The following is a 15,574-nucleotide window of genomic DNA, read 5'->3' as shown; positions in this document are numbered from 1 at the left end:
AAATTTAAATATGAAGTTGTACCTTATCAAGAGAGGTGGAGGGACTGGCCCTATGATACCCGGCAACCGCTGTTTCAAACAGAATGGTGCTAAATCCTTAAGAACATTGCGTTCTTGCAGATGAGGCGGAGATTTGATCGTTCAAGCTCTTCCTTACACAAAGGAAGAGCTTTTTACATGCTCAATATTTCAGAAAGAGGCGAATGACATGGCTCACCAAACGAATGTTGCAGGACAAAAAACAGAAAAACAACGCAAAGCACCTTTCCGCGCCGATCACGTCGGCAGTTTGCTTCGTTCCGCTACGGTGAAGGAAGCCCGGCAAAAAAAAGCGGCAGGTGAGATGACAGCGGAACTGCTTCGTGATATCGAAAATCAAGAAATCACCCGCATCGTGGAAAAACAAAAAGAAATCGGTCTTGAAGTGGTAACAGACGGGGAATTCCGCCGTTCCTGGTGGCATTATGACTTCCTGGAAGGGCTTGACGGAGTGGAGCCGTTCATCCCGGCTGAGGGGATTCAGTTCCATAACGCGAAAACGAAAGCGCGCAGCATCAAAGTGACGGGAAAACTCGATTTTACGAGCCACCCAGCACTTGCTGATTATCAATTTTTACATGAAGTTGCCGGTGGCGCGACACCAAAGCTGACGATTCCGAGTCCGAATATGCTGTTTTTTGGCGAAAAGGCGGATAAAGGCATCTATGACGATCAAGAGGAATATTTTCATGATTTGGCCCAAGCGTACAAAAAGGCAATCAAAGCCTTCTATGATGTTGGCTGCCGTTATCTCCAGCTTGATGATACGTCATGGTCTCTCTTCTTTGAGGAAAAAGGCAGAGAGGTTGTCCGGGCGCTCGGAGGCAATCCAGAAACATTGCCCGCCTTGTTTGCCAAAACGATTAACGATGCAGTGGCAGACCGGCCTGATGATTTAACGATCACAATGCACATTTGCCGCGGCAACTTCCGCTCAACCTGGGCGGCATCGGGAGGGTACGACGCTGTAGCGGAAACGATTTTGGACGGCTTAAACCTTGACGGCCTGTTCTTGGAATACGATGATGACCGCTCCGGAAACTTCGATCCGCTCCGTTTTGTGAAACGCAAGGATCTGCAAATCGTGCTCGGCTTGATCACATCGAAATACGGCGAGCTTGAAAATCCTGAGGATGTGAAACGCCGTATCAATGAAGCGGCGCGTTTTGTCAGCTTGGATCAGCTATGCCTCAGCCCGCAGTGCGGTTTCGCCTCTACAGAAGAAGGCAACCTTTTGACAGAGGAACAGCAATGGGCCAAGCTTCGCCATGTCATCGACATCGCCAACGATGTGTGATTGACAGAAATAGAAAATGTGTGAATAATAGATACTATCAGAAAATTTCATAAAAAGGTTTTCCTTATCAAGAGAGGTGGAGGGACTGGCCCTGCGATACCCGGCAACCGCTGTTTAACAGAATGGTGCTAAATCCTTTAGAGCAATGATTGCTCTTGAAGATAAGGTTGAGATTGTCACGCAAGCTCTTCCTTATCCAAAGGAAGAGCTTTTTTATATTTGAATGGAAAGAAGGAATGGACAACATGTCACAACAAACAACACCCGCAGAACAAAAATCACTTCAAAGAAAAAAACCGCCGTTTCGCGCGGATCAAGTCGGAAGCCTGCTGAGATCTGAGCCCGTCAAAAAAGCGCGGCTGCAAAAAGCGGCCGGCGATATTACGGCTGAGCAGCTTCGCCAGATCGAAAACGATGAAATCATCCGCATTGTGGAGAAACAGAAGGAAACCGGCCTGAACGTCGTGACAGACGGTGAATTCCGCAGAGCGTGGTGGCACTTTGATTTCCTTGAAAACTTAGATGGCGTTGAGCCGTTTACTCCTGAGCACGGAATCCAATTCCATAACGTACAGACAAAAGCACGCGGCATTAAAGTCACAGGTGATATCGATTTTTCAACTCATCCAATGCTTGAAGATTATTCATTTCTCCATAGCATTGCTGGTGACGCGACGCCAAAAATGACGATTCCAAGCCCGAATATGCTGTTTTTCCGCGGAAAACTGGAAAAGGATGCGTATAAAAACGACTATCATCTTTTCCAGCATGATGTATCCAAAGCATATAAAAAAGCGATTCAAGCGTTTTATGACAGAGGCTGCCGCTACCTCCAGCTTGATGATACGGCGTGGGCCGTTTTCTTATCAGAAAAAGGCTTAAAACAAATCGAAGCGTTCGGAACAACGCCTGACGAGCTTCGCCAGCTGTTTGCGAAATCCATTAATGACGCGATTGCAGACCGTCCGGATGACTTGACGGTAACCATGCATATTTGCCGCGGCAACTTCCAGTCCACTTGGACAGCAGAAGGCGGCTATGACGCAGCAGCCGAAACCATTTTTGACGGCTTGAATCTTGACGGCCTTTTCTTAGAGTATGATGATTCGCGCTCAGGCGGATTTGAGCCGCTCCGTTATGTGAAACGGTCTGATCTTCAGCTTGTTCTTGGTTTAGTGACATCTAAATTCGGTGAGCTTGAACATCCGGATGACGTGAAACGCCGTATCGAAGAAGCGTCCCGTTATGTCAGCTTAGACCAGCTTTGCCTCAGCCCTCAATGCGGATTCGCTTCAACTGAGGAAGGCAACAAGCTGACTGAAGAACAGCAATGGGCGAAGCTCCGCCATGTGGTTGAGATCGCGAATGATGTTTGGAAATAAGCAAAGAAAAACACACTTGATTCCTAGCGGAGCAAGTGTGTTTTTTATGTTATTGTGCGGTGTAGCCCCCATCAAGGACGACAGCCTGCCCAGTGACGCCCTTCGTCTTCTCGCTTGCTAAAAACACGGCATAATCCGCAATTTCCTTGACGGAAAGAAGCCGTTTTTGCGGCACAAGCGGAAAAATGACCTCTTCAAGTACCGAGTCGTAAGGGACATTTCTTGCTTTTGATAGATCGCTAAGCTGATTGCGGACAAGCTGGGTATCGACATAACCCGGACAGAGCGCATTGACTGTAATGCCGTGGGGCGCGCCTTCCAGCGCACCGACTTTTGTGAGTCCAATGACGCCATGCTTGGCGCTATTATAAGCGGATTTTCCCGCAAAACCGACTAAGCCATTAACAGACGCGATATTAATGATTCTGCCATACTGCTGTTTTTTCATGATCGGAAAAACATGCTTCATTGCAATAAAGGGCGCCGTCAGCATAACCTTGATCAGCAGTTCAAAGGTTTCTGTCGGAAACTCTTCAATCGGGGCGACGTGCTGTATACCGGCATTGTTCACCAAAATATCCAAGCGGCCGTATCGTTTTTGGATGGCGTCCACCATATCAGCAACTTGTGCTTCCTTTGTCACATCACACGAAATGGCCGCCGCGTCAAAGCCTTCTTCTGCAAGCTTGAAGGCTGCTTTTTCGCATGCTTCCTGACGGAGGTCTGAAACGATGACGCTGGCGCCTTCACGGGCGAATTCTCTTGCCATTTCGAATCCGATTCCGCCGGCAGCCCCAGTCACCAAGGCGACTTGTTTTCTCATGTCAAACACCTTCCCATTAAGAATTGAGTACAGACTGGCTTACAGCGAAATTCGCTTCTGTTTTTTCATAAACCTCTTCAATTGTGACGCCATCCTGAAGCTCCGTCAGTGTCATGCGGCCGTTCACAAAATCAAAAACAGCCAAATCCGTAATCAGCCTGTGCACGACTTTCTGGCCTGTCAGCGGCAGAGAGCATGTTTTTTTTACCTTTGATTCGCCATGCTTATTGACATGCTCCATGATGACAACAATCCGCTTCGCCCCGTTGACGAGATCCATGGCGCCGCCCATCCCTTTTACCATTTTGCCCGGGATCATCCAATTGGCCAAATCACCCTGCTCCGAAACCTCCATTCCGCCAAGGATAGCCAAATCGATATGCCCGCCTCTTATCATCGCGAATGACTCAGCGCTGTCAAAATAAGAAGCGCCCGTCACTTCGGTAATTGTTTCCTTCCCCGCATTGATCAAATCCGCGTCTTCCGTCCCTTCCAAAGGATAGGGGCCGATTCCGAGCAGGCCGTTTTCCGACTGAAGCATGACGTGAACGCCATCGGGTATCTCATTTGCGACAAGCGTCGGCATTCCAATCCCGAGATTCACATTCATGCCGTCCTTGATTTCTTGTACAGCCCGTTTGACCATCCGTTTTCTCGCTTCCTTCACTTCGTCTCACCCTTTCCCGATGCTTGCTGAACTGTTCGCTTTTCAATCCGTTTTTCTTGGCTCGTACCAAGCACGACATGCTGTACGTAAATTCCCGGCGTATGGATATGATCTGGATCGAGCTCTCCCGCTTCCACGATTTCTTCCGCCTCGGCAATCGTGATCTTGCCTGCCATGGCGGCAACGGGATTGAAATTTCTCGCCGTTTTCCGAAAAACCAAATTGCCCATGGTGTCCGCTTTCCACGCTTTGACGATCGCCACATCGCCGGTAATGCCTCGCTCCAGCACATATGTCCGGCCGCCGAATGTTTTATGTTCTTTTCCCTCGGCTATGGTGGTGCCGACGCCTGTCGCCGTATAAAATCCCGGTATGCCCGCACCGCCTGCACGAATTCTCTCGGCGAGCGTTCCTTGGGGAACAAGCTCGACCTCAAGCTCTCCGCTTAAAAACTGCCGCTCAAAAATTTTATTTTCACCGACATAGGATGCGATCATTTTCTTGATTTGCCTATTAGCCAAAAGCAAACCGAGCCCCCAGTCATCAACTCCGCAATTGTTGCTGACAACGGTTAAATCCTTTACTCCCTGATCTCTTATCGCCAAAATGAGCTGTTCAGGAATGCCGCACAGCCCAAACCCTCCCGCAATCAGCGTATCTCCATCATGAATCAATTTCGCAGCTTCTTTAGTAGATGACAACACTTTTCCCATATTGATGCCCCTTTCGTTTTCTCTTACACTAGGCCGGTCAGGCTGTAAATCGCGATCACAGCAAATACGGCAGCCGTTTTGATGAGCGTGATCGCAAAAATATCGCGATACGATTGCCTGTGAGTCAGTCCCGTCACAGCCAGAAGCGTAATGACGGCGCCATTATGCGGCAGTGTGTCCATCCCGCCTGACGCCATTGAAATGACTCGATGCATCACCTCCGGCGGAATATTGTAAGCCTGAATCGCCTGTAAGTACTGCTCTGACATCGCGCTTAGCGCAATGCCCATGCCACCTGAAGCCGAGCCGGTGATTCCCGCCAGCGCAGTTGTCGTAACGGCGCCATTGACAAGCGGATCGGTAAAAGTATGAGAAATTCCGCTGCTCAGCTTATGAAATCCCGGCAGCGCGGCGATAATGCCGCCGAACCCATACTCGGCACCCGTATTCATAGATGCCAGCAAGGCTCCGCCGATCCCTTCATTCAGCCCTTCCTTTATTTGACCAAACACGCTTCTCCAATCAAATAAAATCGTTGTGATGATGCCGATCACTAAAGCAATCTCCACCGACCAAATGGCAGCGGCAGAAGAAATATCAAGCCTGCCGAACTCCTTTAATCCTATGGAGGAAAAATCAAATCCATTCGGATACCACTTTGGCAGGTAAATGGTGAAGCATTTATTCACTGCACCGACAAGAATAAGCGGGACAAAGGCAAGTGCATCCCGAATCGGGCTTTTGTCCGGTTTAGCACGGGACTCAGTCGATTCAGGAGCAGCATTCAGCGAATCAAAACCGCCATAACCCTCGCCAGATGCCTGCGCTTTTTTCCGCCTTGATTCCAAATAGAGCATCCCAGCTGCCAGCACAATGACTGCGCCCATCAAACCCAGCCAAGGGGCGGCATAAATGTCTGTTTTGAAAAACGCCGTCGGAATGACATTTTGGATTTGCGGCGTTCCCGGAAGCGCGTCCATCGTAAACGTAAAAGCCCCTAAAGCAATCGTTCCCGGGATGAGGCGTTTCGGTATGTTTGCTTCTTGGAACATGTTTTTCGCAAAAGGATATACGGCAAATACGACAACAAACAGGCTGACGCCGCTGTACGTCAAGACAGCGCCCATCAGCACAATGGCAAGTATCGCTCTTTTTGCCCCGACAAGCCTGACAATCGTTTTCGCGATCGATGCCGCAAGTCCGGCCATTTCAACGACCTTTCCAAAAATCGCACCGAGCAAAAACACTGGGAAATACAGCTTAATAAACCCCGCCATCTTCTCCATAAAAATTGATGAGAAAAAAGGAAGCACATGGCTTGGATCTGTCAGCAGCACCGCGAATAACGCGCAAATCGGCGCAAACAATATGACAGAAAATCCCCGATACGCCGTAAACATCAGCAAACCTAACGCCAATAGAATGATGATCAGTTCCACACACATCCCCCATTTCTGTCAACTAGAAAGCGTTTACAAAACCTGTCCGCATCGGCTGTTTCCGTCCCCTTTCCATATGTACGAGAAGTGTGGGCCAACTATTCCGATTAAAAAAGGAAAGCCCCTTTTTTCGGAGCTTTCCTCTGCCATTCATTTCATTCCTATTAGGATATCAACATCAACCGTAATATCGGCTGATGTCATTTCTTTCAGCAGGCTGACTCGGTCTTTCGGCGCCGACCAGGCAAGCGGCGTCATCTTGAGAAGCCAGTGGATCGCCTGCCGGTCAAGCGTTTTGATATAGCGGAGCCTGACAGGACGGCTGTGCGCCGCATGTGCTGTAAAACGCTCAACAGCTGCCGCATTAGAGTACGTACGCCTTGGTGAATCAGTATATAAAAATTGCCTTAATTCTATTAAATAATCGCTTCGCGGCACTACTTTTATGAGCATGCCATCATTCTTCAGCAGTCTATGAAACTCTGCATAATTGGACGGCGAAAAAATAGACAGAACAACATCAAATTGGCGATCATGAAAAGGAGCACGCGCCACATCGGCAACCGCCCACATCTGATCTTTGAATGCCTTAGAAGCTTTTAAGATCCCATCCTTCGAAAGATCGATGCCGATTCCCATCGCTGCTTTCCCTGCATAATCAAACCCGCAAAGCGCATTCAAATGAGAACCCTCCCCGCAACCGCTGTCCAGGATGGTGAATGCCTCTTGACCGGATTTGGGATGGCTGATGAGTTCTGCTATCGTATCATGGAGCGGCTCAAAAAAACCACATTCTCCAATCAGCCTGCTCCTCGCTTCAAAAAGCTCGGCACCGTAACCGGATTTGACCGGCTTTGTCAGGAAGTTCACGTAGCCGTGCCGAGATAAATCAAATGTATGCCGCCGTTCTGTACAAATCAAGCTTTTTCCTGATGCCGCATCCATGGAAGAACCGCAGAGCGGACATCGAAACAAGCTGAAATCAACTGTTTGCTTCATGATAAAAAACACCTCATTCATTCATTTTTAGATAAATGAAAAAGGCATAGACAAATAAACCTGGGCCTATCTCAAAAATTGGCCAGGTCTGGCAGTTTGTCTACACCTGTCATTATCTATAACGAATGAATTGGATAATCATGAAAAAAACTCCCTTTTTGCTGTATGGGTTTCCCCTCTCCTATCATACAACAATTATCCAGAAACCGGAATGAGATGTTCAACGACTGCTTGTTTTCCAAAGTCATCCTGATTCAGAAAATGAAGTAATGCGTCTGCGGTTTCTTCAGGAGACTGTAATTTCCCCGCTTTCTCTAACTGAATGAATTCATCAACATAAGGAAAATCTTCTTTGCGGACGGAGCGGATTTCAGTTTGCAGCCGAGTGTCCACCACCCCGGGATAAACCGCTGCGATTTTCACTGGATTCCGCTGATTCTCCTGTTCTAAATTGATGCTTTTCGTAAAGGAATCCAGCCCCGCTTTTGACGTGCTGTAACAGCTTTGTGAGGGCATTAAATATTTGGCAGAGGCTGACGAGATATTCATGATTCGCTTATCCGTTTCGATGTGCTTCGTGTGCTGCACAAAATGGGAGGTCATAACCATCGGAGCAATTAAATTGATCTGCATATGCCGGGCAATATCCTCCGCTTTATTATGTTCTATCGGCGCCACAGGTGACAGCACGCCGGCATTATTGATCAAATAAATGCCTTCCGGATGCGGATCTCGTTTGATATGTGCAAACAAATTTTGAAAAAATGCTTCAATTTTGTGGGTCTCTTTGAGGTCGAACGAGTAATATTGCATATGGTTGTCCTGATCTATCAGGTTTTGATTAGGACGTCTTGATATACAATACAGCCGATGGTTAGAATCGATGAGCTTTTGGGCTAAGGCTTCTCCAATTCCTCTTGACGTGCCCGTAATGATAATATGCTTCATTATTTTTCCCCTCCTGATTTTCAATCATCATATCAACATAGCAATCCAGCATGTTTTTCCTTTATTTTCTCATTTCAGAATATAAATTTTATTATTGTGAAAATAGTTAAAAAGGTTGATTTTCAAAAAGTGAAAGGATAAAATACTGCTATCATCTTAGAAAAAGACATTCTTGTATATGATCAGTAATATGGTCTGATTGTTTCTACCTAGTAACCGTAAAAAACTAGACTACAAGAAAGTTTGAATAAATTTGAACGAGTTGAAAAGGACAAGTTCTTTTCTGTTTGCTCTTATTTTTCACACTTTCTGCACTTCCAGAATTTGTGAAGGATAAGAGCTTTTTTTGTTTCCATAATAACCCTCATAGGAGTTGCTATCATGTACTTTTTACTAAACCTTGTTGGTCTCATTGTGATTATGGCAGTTGTATTCCTATGTTCTCCGCAGAAAAAGAAAATCAAGTGGCGCCCGATCATGACATTAATTGTTCTGGAATTGCTGATTACTTGGTTTATGCTGGGAACAAAAGTCGGAAGCTGGGCCATCGGTAAAATTGGTGATTTCTTCACTTGGCTGATTGCTTGCGCCAGTGACGGTATCGCGTTTGCCTTTCCGTCAGTGATGGCGAATGAAACAGTAGACTTTTTCTTTAGTGCGCTTCTTCCAATTATCTTTATCGTCACATTCTTTGATATTCTAACATATTTCGGAATTTTGCCTTGGCTGATTGATAAAATCGGATGGGTGATTTCAAAGGCTTCCCGCTTGCCGAAATTAGAAAGCTTTTTCTCTATTCAAATGATGTTCCTGGGAAATACCGAGGCACTTGCGGTCATCCGCCAGCAGCTTACGGTATTAAATAACAACCGCCTGCTTACATTCGGTTTAATGAGCATGAGCAGCATCAGCGGCTCTATTATCGGATCTTACCTGTCAATGGTGCCGGCGACATACGTGTTTACAGCGATTCCTTTAAACTGCTTAAATGCGCTGATTATCGCAAACCTGCTGAACCCTGTTCACGTGCCGGAGGATGAAGATATCATCTATACACCGCCTAAAGAAGAAAAGAAAGACTTTTTCTCTACGATTTCTAACAGTATGCTTGTCGGCATGAACATGGTTATCGTAATCTTGGCCATGGTGATCGGATATGTCGCACTAACGTCAGCAGTGAATGGCATTCTTGGCGTTTTCGTACACGGCCTGACCATCCAGACGATTTTTGCTTATCTGTTCAGTCCGTTCGCATTCCTGCTTGGATTGCCAGTGCATGATGCGATGTATGTTGCTCAGCTGATGGGCATGAAATTGGCAACGAACGAGTTTGTTGCGATGCTTGACTTGAAAAACAATCTCAAATCCCTTCCGCCTCACACCGTTGCGGTGGCGACGACATTCCTGACGTCCTTCGCAAACTTCAGTACGGTCGGCATGATTTACGGCACGTACAACTCGATCCTTGACGGAGAAAAGTCAACGGTCATCGGGAGAAACGTGTGGAAGCTCCTCGTCAGCGGAATTGCGGTATCTTTATTAAGTGCTGCGATTGTCGGCCTGTTTGTGTGGTAGAAACATTGAGCCATATCCCTTTTCGGATATGGCTCTTTTGATTATTGATAAATAGAGGCTGGAACCTGCACATCCCGAATTCCTGCTACATAAGGCCCCAAGTCATACTGGCCGAAGACGATGGCGATCCCATTTGCCGTAAAGTAAAACATTGTGTTTTGGTTTAGGGTGATATCCTCTTTCTTTACATCAGGGAAAAACAGCTCATCGTGTTTTTTGATATAACTATACAGATAATCTCTCGTTTTGCTGACTTTTGTTTTGGTGTTCAGAATCTGATTCAGCGTCACGCGCTTTTGTGTGTTCAAGTCATAGTTGAAAGACTGAACAGACGTTAAACCATGGGCGCCACCTGAATAGATATAATTGAGCGTTTGAATGCTGAGCTTGCCCGCCGCATTGTACTTGACGCTGAAGGATGTTTGATATTCCGTTTTGAAGCCTTGTTGTTCACCTGCTTTTTTGTTTTTCAGATATTCCTGATACGATTGTTCAATGTAGGCTTTCAGCTCTTGATTGATTTTCTTTTCAAAAGCCGCATTCCCGATGTGATGCACTTGTGGATACTTTAATTCCTTGATTTTTTTGTACGTATGGGTGCTGACAGTTGGTTTTTTCGTTTGAACTGCGTTTAAAGATGGGGCTGCATATGCAAATACGGAAAAAAGCAAGACTGCAATCCCCGCAGCTTTCAGTATGTTTTTCCACTTCATTCGATCTCCTCCTTTGATGTCGCTGTTTATCATTCCCTTATTTAAGCAATTCACACTTTTATAGACTGATTAAGTCGAAAGAAGTTTCTAGGTCTAACAGCATGATTTTTCCCACTAAAAAAGAGACACAGAATGTCTCTTTTTTATCGCCCGGAAATCGCTTCATGAACAGCTTGTGCCAAATCTGTATTTCCGAACATCTCTAATACCGCAATGACAGTCTGGTTCGGAATGTGCTCTGCTTCGTGTTTTGGCACGACCAGATCGTCCATGGTTTTTTTCAAGCTTTCATTCAGCCTTTGCTGCGGATACGCTTTGGCGTACAGCTCCATCGGATCAAGGTCATGGTTCACGCACCATTGGGCAAACACCAAAATCATCATATTTTCATCGCGTTCGTAAGCTTCAGCGAGCTGTTTTTCGTTCATTTGTCATGCTCCTTATGAAAAGTATCTTTCTTTAAGATACAGGAGCCGATCAAATTCGTCTATCCCAATGGCGATGAGCGGCAACCGCATCAATAAATGCCTTGCTGAATGCGGTGTAGTCAGATTCATCTTTAGCCGTCACGATGCCTGGTCCCTCTGTTGTTCCGACAGAGGATTGAAGAAGGTCAATTCCTTCATTTGCCGCACCGATCGCCTTGTAGTGATCGTAAGCTTCCCTGATAAACGCCATCGCTTGTTTGTTGTCTTTTAACTCCGGCCCTCCTGCGGCATAGACGGCATCATACAGAACAGAGTCAACAGTAAGAAACGTGCCGCCGGCCTCCAGCTGCTGTCCGGTGTCGCTTGTCATATACCCTAGATTTTGACTGATGATATCCACTGTAACTCCTTCATTCTTTAAAGCATCCAGCACTGTTTGCAGCTCTTTTTCGTGAAATCCGTTTCCAGCAAGTACAGCGACTTTTCTTGTTGACGCGGTTTTCACTGTACGGGCTTGGCTTAACGCAGGCGAAGTAAGAATTTCTTTAGATGCTTTACGCTTCGCTGGCGCCGCCACACCTACTCCTTTGGCGATTTCTTGCGCCAAATCTTCATCGACATTGCTGAAGACATCAACGACCTGCCGCTGGACGTCTTTGCTTTTGACCTTCCCGACCTCGAAGCAGAAAGCAGAAATAATGTGCTGCTTCTCCACAGGAGACATGCTGTTCCAGAACAGCTTCGCCTGTGAGTAATAATCGTTGAAGCTGTCGCTTCGCTGGCGGATTTTTTTGCCCTCGACTTTTTCCTGATAGTGGACGTATCCGCCTTCTTCAGCTGTCGCAGGCGACGGATCATTGTTTTGCAGAGAGTTTTTATGATAAGCGACAGGTCCCTTATTGATCGTCATCCGGTGATAGCCGTCATACTGGTTGTTATGGAATGGACATACCGGCCGGTTAATCGGAAGCTCATGGAAGTTCGGGCCGCCAAGGCGGATGAGCTGTGTATCTGTATAAGAGAAAAGCCGTCCCTGCAGGAGCGGGTCATTTGTAAAGTCGATGCCCGGGACGACATTTCCAGGGTGGAATGCGACCTGTTCTGTTTCCGCAAACACATTATCCTGGTTGCGGTTCAGCGTCATTTTCCCAATGATTTTCACTGGCACGAGCTCTTCCGGCCACAGTTTGGTCGGGTCAAGAATATCAAAATCAAACTTGAATTCATCCTCTTCGTCAATCATCTGCACGCCAAGCTCGTATTCAACCGTGCCGCCGTTTTCAATTGTTTCCCACAGATCGCGGCGGTGGAAATCGGGATCTTTCCCGGCAATTTTTTGCGCTTCATCCCATACGAGAGAATGCACGCCGAGCACCGGTTTCCAATGGAATTTCACGAAACGCGCCTTCCCTTGCTCATTGACAAAACGGAACGTGTGGACGCCGAAGCCTTCCATCATTCTGTAGCTGCGCGGAATGCCTCTGTCTGACATCGTCCACATCACCATGTGAGCCGACTCAGGGTTATTGGCGACAAAATCCCAAAACGTATCGTGAGCAGTCGCAGCCTGAGGCATTTCATTGTGTGGCTCAGGCTTAAATGCGTGAACCAAATCCGGAAATTTGATCGCGTCCTGAATGAAAAACACCGGAATATTATTTCCCACAAGGTCATAATTTCCTTCTTCAGTATAAAACTTTGTCGCAAAGCCTCTGGCATCCCGCACCGTGTCTGCGGAGCCTTTAGAACCCGCAACCGTAGAGAAACGGACAAATACCGGTGTCTTCACTGAAGGGTCCTGAAGAAATTTGGCCCGTGTATACTCGGTCATTGGCTCGTAAACCTGAAAAAAGCCATGCACGCCATACCCGCGCGCATGCACAACGCGCTCCGGAATCCTCTCATGGTCAAAGTGCGTCATTTTCTCCCGGAAGTGAAAATCCTCCATCAGCGTCGGGCCGCGAACCCCGGCTTTTAACGAATGCTCATCCTCTGACACCCGCAAGCCTTGGTTTGTCGTCATTTTCTTCCCGCTGTTATCGGTCCTGTACTGTTCAAGCTGCTCGTCCTTTGAGTGTTCATTTACACGTTTATTTTGATCATCACTCATGTCTGTTCCCCCTTTTTAAAACGAAACATTCTACAGCACATTTACCCGTGGCGTCCTTCAGATAAACTGCCAATCCGCTCAATAGGATTTTAGGTCTACATATCAGGATGAGGTCATACACATTTGAAATAAGCCTTCTTTACAGAAAGAAAGTATGGAAGCGCTTACGAAAAAAAGCTGTTGAATAGGGGAGGTCATATCATGCTTGCCATACTCGGTTTTGTGATGATGATTGTTTTTATGTACCTTATTATGTCTAACCGGCTTTCCGCACTTATTGCTTTGATTGTCGTTCCTGTTGTGTTTGCCCTGATCAGCGGATTTGGCAAAGATCTTGGCGAGATGATGATTCAGGGTGTTACAGACCTCGCTCCTACCGGGATTATGCTGTTATTCGCCATCCTGTATTTCGGCATTATGATCGACTCAGGCCTGTTTGATCCTCTCATTGCCAAAATCTTATCGTTTGTCAAAGGAGACCCGTTAAAAATCGCCGTAGGCACAGCGGTTCTGACTATGACCATTTCGCTGGACGGAGATGGGACAACAACCTATATGATTACGATTGCGGCGATGCTGCCACTGTACAAACGGCTCGGCATGAATCGTTTGGTGTTAGCGGGAATAGCGATGCTCGGTTCGGGGGTTATGAATATTATCCCGTGGGGCGGGCCGACTGCGAGGGTTTTGGCCTCCTTAAAATTGGACACGTCAGAGGTCTTCACGCCGCTGATTCCCGCTATGATCGCCGGCATTCTCTGGGTGATCGCCGTTGCTTATATCCTCGGAAAGAAAGAGCGGAAGCGGCTCGGCGTCATTTCGATTGATCACGCACCGTCTTCCGATCCAGAGGCTACGCCGCTGAAGCGTCCCGCTCTCCAATGGTTTAACCTGCTGCTGACTATCGCTCTGATGGCCGCTCTGATCACCAGCCTGCTGCCGCTCCCTGTTCTTTTTATGACCGCGTTCGCCATCGCCTTGATGGTCAACTATCCAAATGTCAAAGAGCAGCAGAAACGAATCTCGGCGCATGCGGGTAACGCGTTAAACGTTGTCTCAATGGTGTTCGCGGCAGGGATATTTACAGGCATTCTTTCCGGCACAAAAATGGTGGATGCCATGGCGCATTCTCTCGTTTCACTCATCCCTGACGCCATGGGTCCGCATCTGCCGTTGATCACTGCGATCGTCAGCATGCCCTTCACCTTTTTCATGTCGAATGACGCCTTTTACTTCGGTGTCCTTCCCATCATCGCCGAAGCTGCTTCCGCTTACGGAATAGACGCCGCTGAAATCGGAAGGGCCTCCTTGCTGGGTCAGCCCGTGCATCTGCTCAGCCCGCTCGTGCCTTCCACCTATCTATTGGTCGGAATGGCAGGCGTCAGCTTTGGCGACCATCAAAAATTCACTATTAAATGGGCCGTGGGGACAACGATTGTGATGACGATTGCGGCGCTTTTGATCGGGATTATTTCGTTTTAATCAAAAAAGGATTTCCGCTGGCGGAAATCCTTTTCTGTACATTATTTTTTTGTATAGCGCACCCAGTCGTAATGAGCGTATAGCGGATTTACACCATTGTAGGAACCGAGCCAATCATCGACACCCGTGCCATTCCACAGGTTCATCATGATTTTTCCTGGTGTTGTCGGAATTTGGTTTGTTGCAGTATGTTTTAATTGCCCATCGACATACCATTTAATAGAGTTTGGCTGCCAATCGAACGCATACGTATGATAGGCATTGGCTGCATCAAACCCGAGATCCACAACCTTCTCATGGTTTCCTGCACCATTTGTATAATAGTTAAATTGAACCTTTGTTGTGTCTTTTCCTAAAAATTCGATATCAATCTCATCCCAAGGGGTTCCATCTGTTGGACCTGTGTAAGTGAAGAACGATGAAACGATCCCTGTGTTTTTAGCTGGTTTCATTCTGACTTCATATAGTCCATAGCCATATGTTTGGACAGAGCGGTTTTCCCCGCAATCAAACTTGTTATAAGATGGACTTGTTAGCGCCAAACGCATTTCACCCAATGATGTCATTGATACGTTGTTAGCACGCCAAGTGCAGTTGAACATATCTCCATTTGAATAACCATCTGCTTTTTGCCAAAAGCCAGAGTTATAGCCGTTAAAAGGGTCAAAAAACGATCCACCTGTTTGAGCCGAGGCAGTAGAAGTGACTGCAAACAAACTCATAAACAATCCAGTGACAAGAAGCAACAACACTCGTTTCAGATAAGGCATATTGGCATTCCCCTTTCATTGAAAGCGTTTTCTATGTTGATCTTACATGATTCTTTTAAAAGGGGACATCGGTCAAAATAATGATAATAACGAATCTTACTGATTGCTATGATCACCCTCCCTCTAAAAAAATAAAAACCTAAATTACCATTAGCCCAGACATAAATGATCCGCACTCATTGTAATTTA

14 protein-coding genes and 3 riboswitches are annotated in these 15,574 nt (G+C 46.8%); of the genes, 4 read left to right on the top strand and 10 right to left on the bottom strand.

Annotated elements, in window-relative coordinates; translation table 11 throughout:
* Positions 1-20 precede the first annotated feature (20 nt).
* Positions 21-127: riboswitch (SAM riboswitch) on the top strand.
* Between the two features lie 81 nt (positions 128-208).
* The gene (locus BFW96_RS01245) at positions 209-1,336 is read left to right on the top strand and encodes a 5-methyltetrahydropteroyltriglutamate--homocysteine S-methyltransferase (RefSeq protein WP_069838772.1); all 1,128 of its coding nucleotides are present in this window, start codon (positions 209-211) and stop codon (positions 1,334-1,336) included.
* A gap of 61 nt (positions 1,337-1,397) precedes the next feature.
* Positions 1,398-1,504: riboswitch (SAM riboswitch) on the top strand.
* 77 nt (positions 1,505-1,581) lie between these two features.
* Positions 1,582-2,718, top strand: coding sequence for a 5-methyltetrahydropteroyltriglutamate--homocysteine S-methyltransferase (locus tag BFW96_RS01240; RefSeq protein WP_069838412.1), 1,137 nt, complete (start codon positions 1,582-1,584; stop codon positions 2,716-2,718).
* A gap of 49 nt (positions 2,719-2,767) precedes the next feature.
* On the opposite strand, the gene BFW96_RS01235 is transcribed toward BFW96_RS01240, so the two are convergent.
* The 6 genes from BFW96_RS01235 to BFW96_RS01205 all read right to left on the bottom strand — a co-directional run bounded on the left by BFW96_RS01235 (position 2,768) and on the right by BFW96_RS01205 (position 8,307).
* Positions 2,768-3,541: a 3-hydroxybutyrate dehydrogenase gene (locus BFW96_RS01235; protein WP_069838411.1), complete on the bottom strand. Its 774-nt coding sequence runs from the start codon at positions 3,539-3,541 to the stop codon at positions 2,768-2,770.
* A 16-nt stretch (positions 3,542-3,557) separates the two neighbouring features.
* Positions 3,558-4,208, bottom strand: a complete 651-nt coding sequence (locus tag BFW96_RS01230; RefSeq protein ID WP_014665937.1) for a CoA transferase subunit B — start codon at positions 4,206-4,208, stop codon at positions 3,558-3,560.
* Positions 4,205-4,921 carry a CoA transferase subunit A gene (locus tag BFW96_RS01225; RefSeq protein WP_069838410.1) on the bottom strand — a complete coding sequence of 239 codons (717 nt, stop codon included), beginning with the start codon at positions 4,919-4,921 and terminating at the stop codon, positions 4,205-4,207. Before BFW96_RS01225 ends, BFW96_RS01230 begins: the two co-directional genes overlap by 4 nt.
* 23 nt (positions 4,922-4,944) lie before the next feature.
* A complete protein-coding gene (locus BFW96_RS01220) occupies positions 4,945-6,360 on the bottom strand; it encodes a GntP family permease (protein ID WP_069838409.1) in 1,416 nt (471 codons plus the stop codon).
* Positions 6,361-6,510: 150 nt separating this feature from the next.
* A complete protein-coding gene (locus BFW96_RS01210) occupies positions 6,511-7,359 on the bottom strand; it encodes a methyltransferase domain-containing protein (RefSeq protein ID WP_069838408.1) in 849 nt (282 codons plus the stop codon).
* 195 nt (positions 7,360-7,554) lie between these two features.
* Entirely contained in the window at positions 7,555-8,307 is a 753-nt protein-coding gene (locus tag BFW96_RS01205) for a (S)-benzoin forming benzil reductase (RefSeq protein WP_040081350.1), read from the bottom strand.
* A 152-nt stretch (positions 8,308-8,459) separates the two neighbouring features.
* A riboswitch (purine riboswitch) is annotated at positions 8,460-8,561 on the top strand.
* Positions 8,562-8,688: 127 nt separating this feature from the next.
* Between BFW96_RS01205 and BFW96_RS01200 the strand changes: the two genes are divergently transcribed.
* A complete protein-coding gene (locus BFW96_RS01200) occupies positions 8,689-9,882 on the top strand; it encodes a NupC/NupG family nucleoside CNT transporter (RefSeq protein ID WP_014665943.1) in 1,194 nt (397 codons plus the stop codon).
* 41 nt (positions 9,883-9,923) lie between these two features.
* Here the strand turns inward: BFW96_RS01200 and BFW96_RS01195 are convergent, their stop codons facing one another.
* The 3 genes from BFW96_RS01195 to BFW96_RS01185 all read right to left on the bottom strand — a co-directional run bounded on the left by BFW96_RS01195 (position 9,924) and on the right by BFW96_RS01185 (position 13,133).
* Positions 9,924-10,595 carry a DUF3298 and DUF4163 domain-containing protein gene (locus BFW96_RS01195; RefSeq protein WP_040081349.1) on the bottom strand — a complete coding sequence of 224 codons (672 nt, stop codon included), beginning with the start codon at positions 10,593-10,595 and terminating at the stop codon, positions 9,924-9,926.
* Positions 10,596-10,738: 143 nt separating this feature from the next.
* Positions 10,739-11,023 (bottom strand): hypothetical protein, encoded by a 285-nt coding sequence (locus tag BFW96_RS01190; RefSeq protein ID WP_069838407.1) that lies wholly within the window; start codon positions 11,021-11,023, stop codon positions 10,739-10,741.
* A gap of 49 nt (positions 11,024-11,072) precedes the next feature.
* Complete coding sequence (locus BFW96_RS01185) at positions 11,073-13,133, bottom strand: catalase (RefSeq protein ID WP_069838406.1); 2,061 nt, start codon at positions 13,131-13,133, stop codon at positions 11,073-11,075.
* A 201-nt stretch (positions 13,134-13,334) separates the two neighbouring features.
* On the opposite strand from BFW96_RS01185, the gene citH reads away from it, so the two are divergent.
* Entirely contained in the window at positions 13,335-14,615 is a 1,281-nt protein-coding gene (gene citH, locus BFW96_RS01180) for a citrate transporter CitH (RefSeq protein ID WP_069838405.1), read from the top strand.
* A 41-nt stretch (positions 14,616-14,656) separates the two neighbouring features.
* Here citH and bglS read toward each other — a convergent pair whose 3' ends face one another.
* A complete protein-coding gene (gene bglS / locus BFW96_RS01175; RefSeq protein ID WP_069838404.1) occupies positions 14,657-15,385 on the bottom strand; it encodes a beta-glucanase in 729 nt (242 codons plus the stop codon).
* Between the last annotated feature and the right edge of the window lie 189 nt (positions 15,386-15,574).

Origin of the sequence: Bacillus sp. F56 (assembly GCF_001748205.1) — a bacterium.
GTDB classification, from domain to species: Bacteria; Bacillota; Bacilli; order Bacillales; family Bacillaceae; genus Bacillus; species Bacillus stercoris.
Note: the sequence above shows the minus strand (reverse complement) of the source record. Positions and strands in the feature narration are given on the sequence as shown.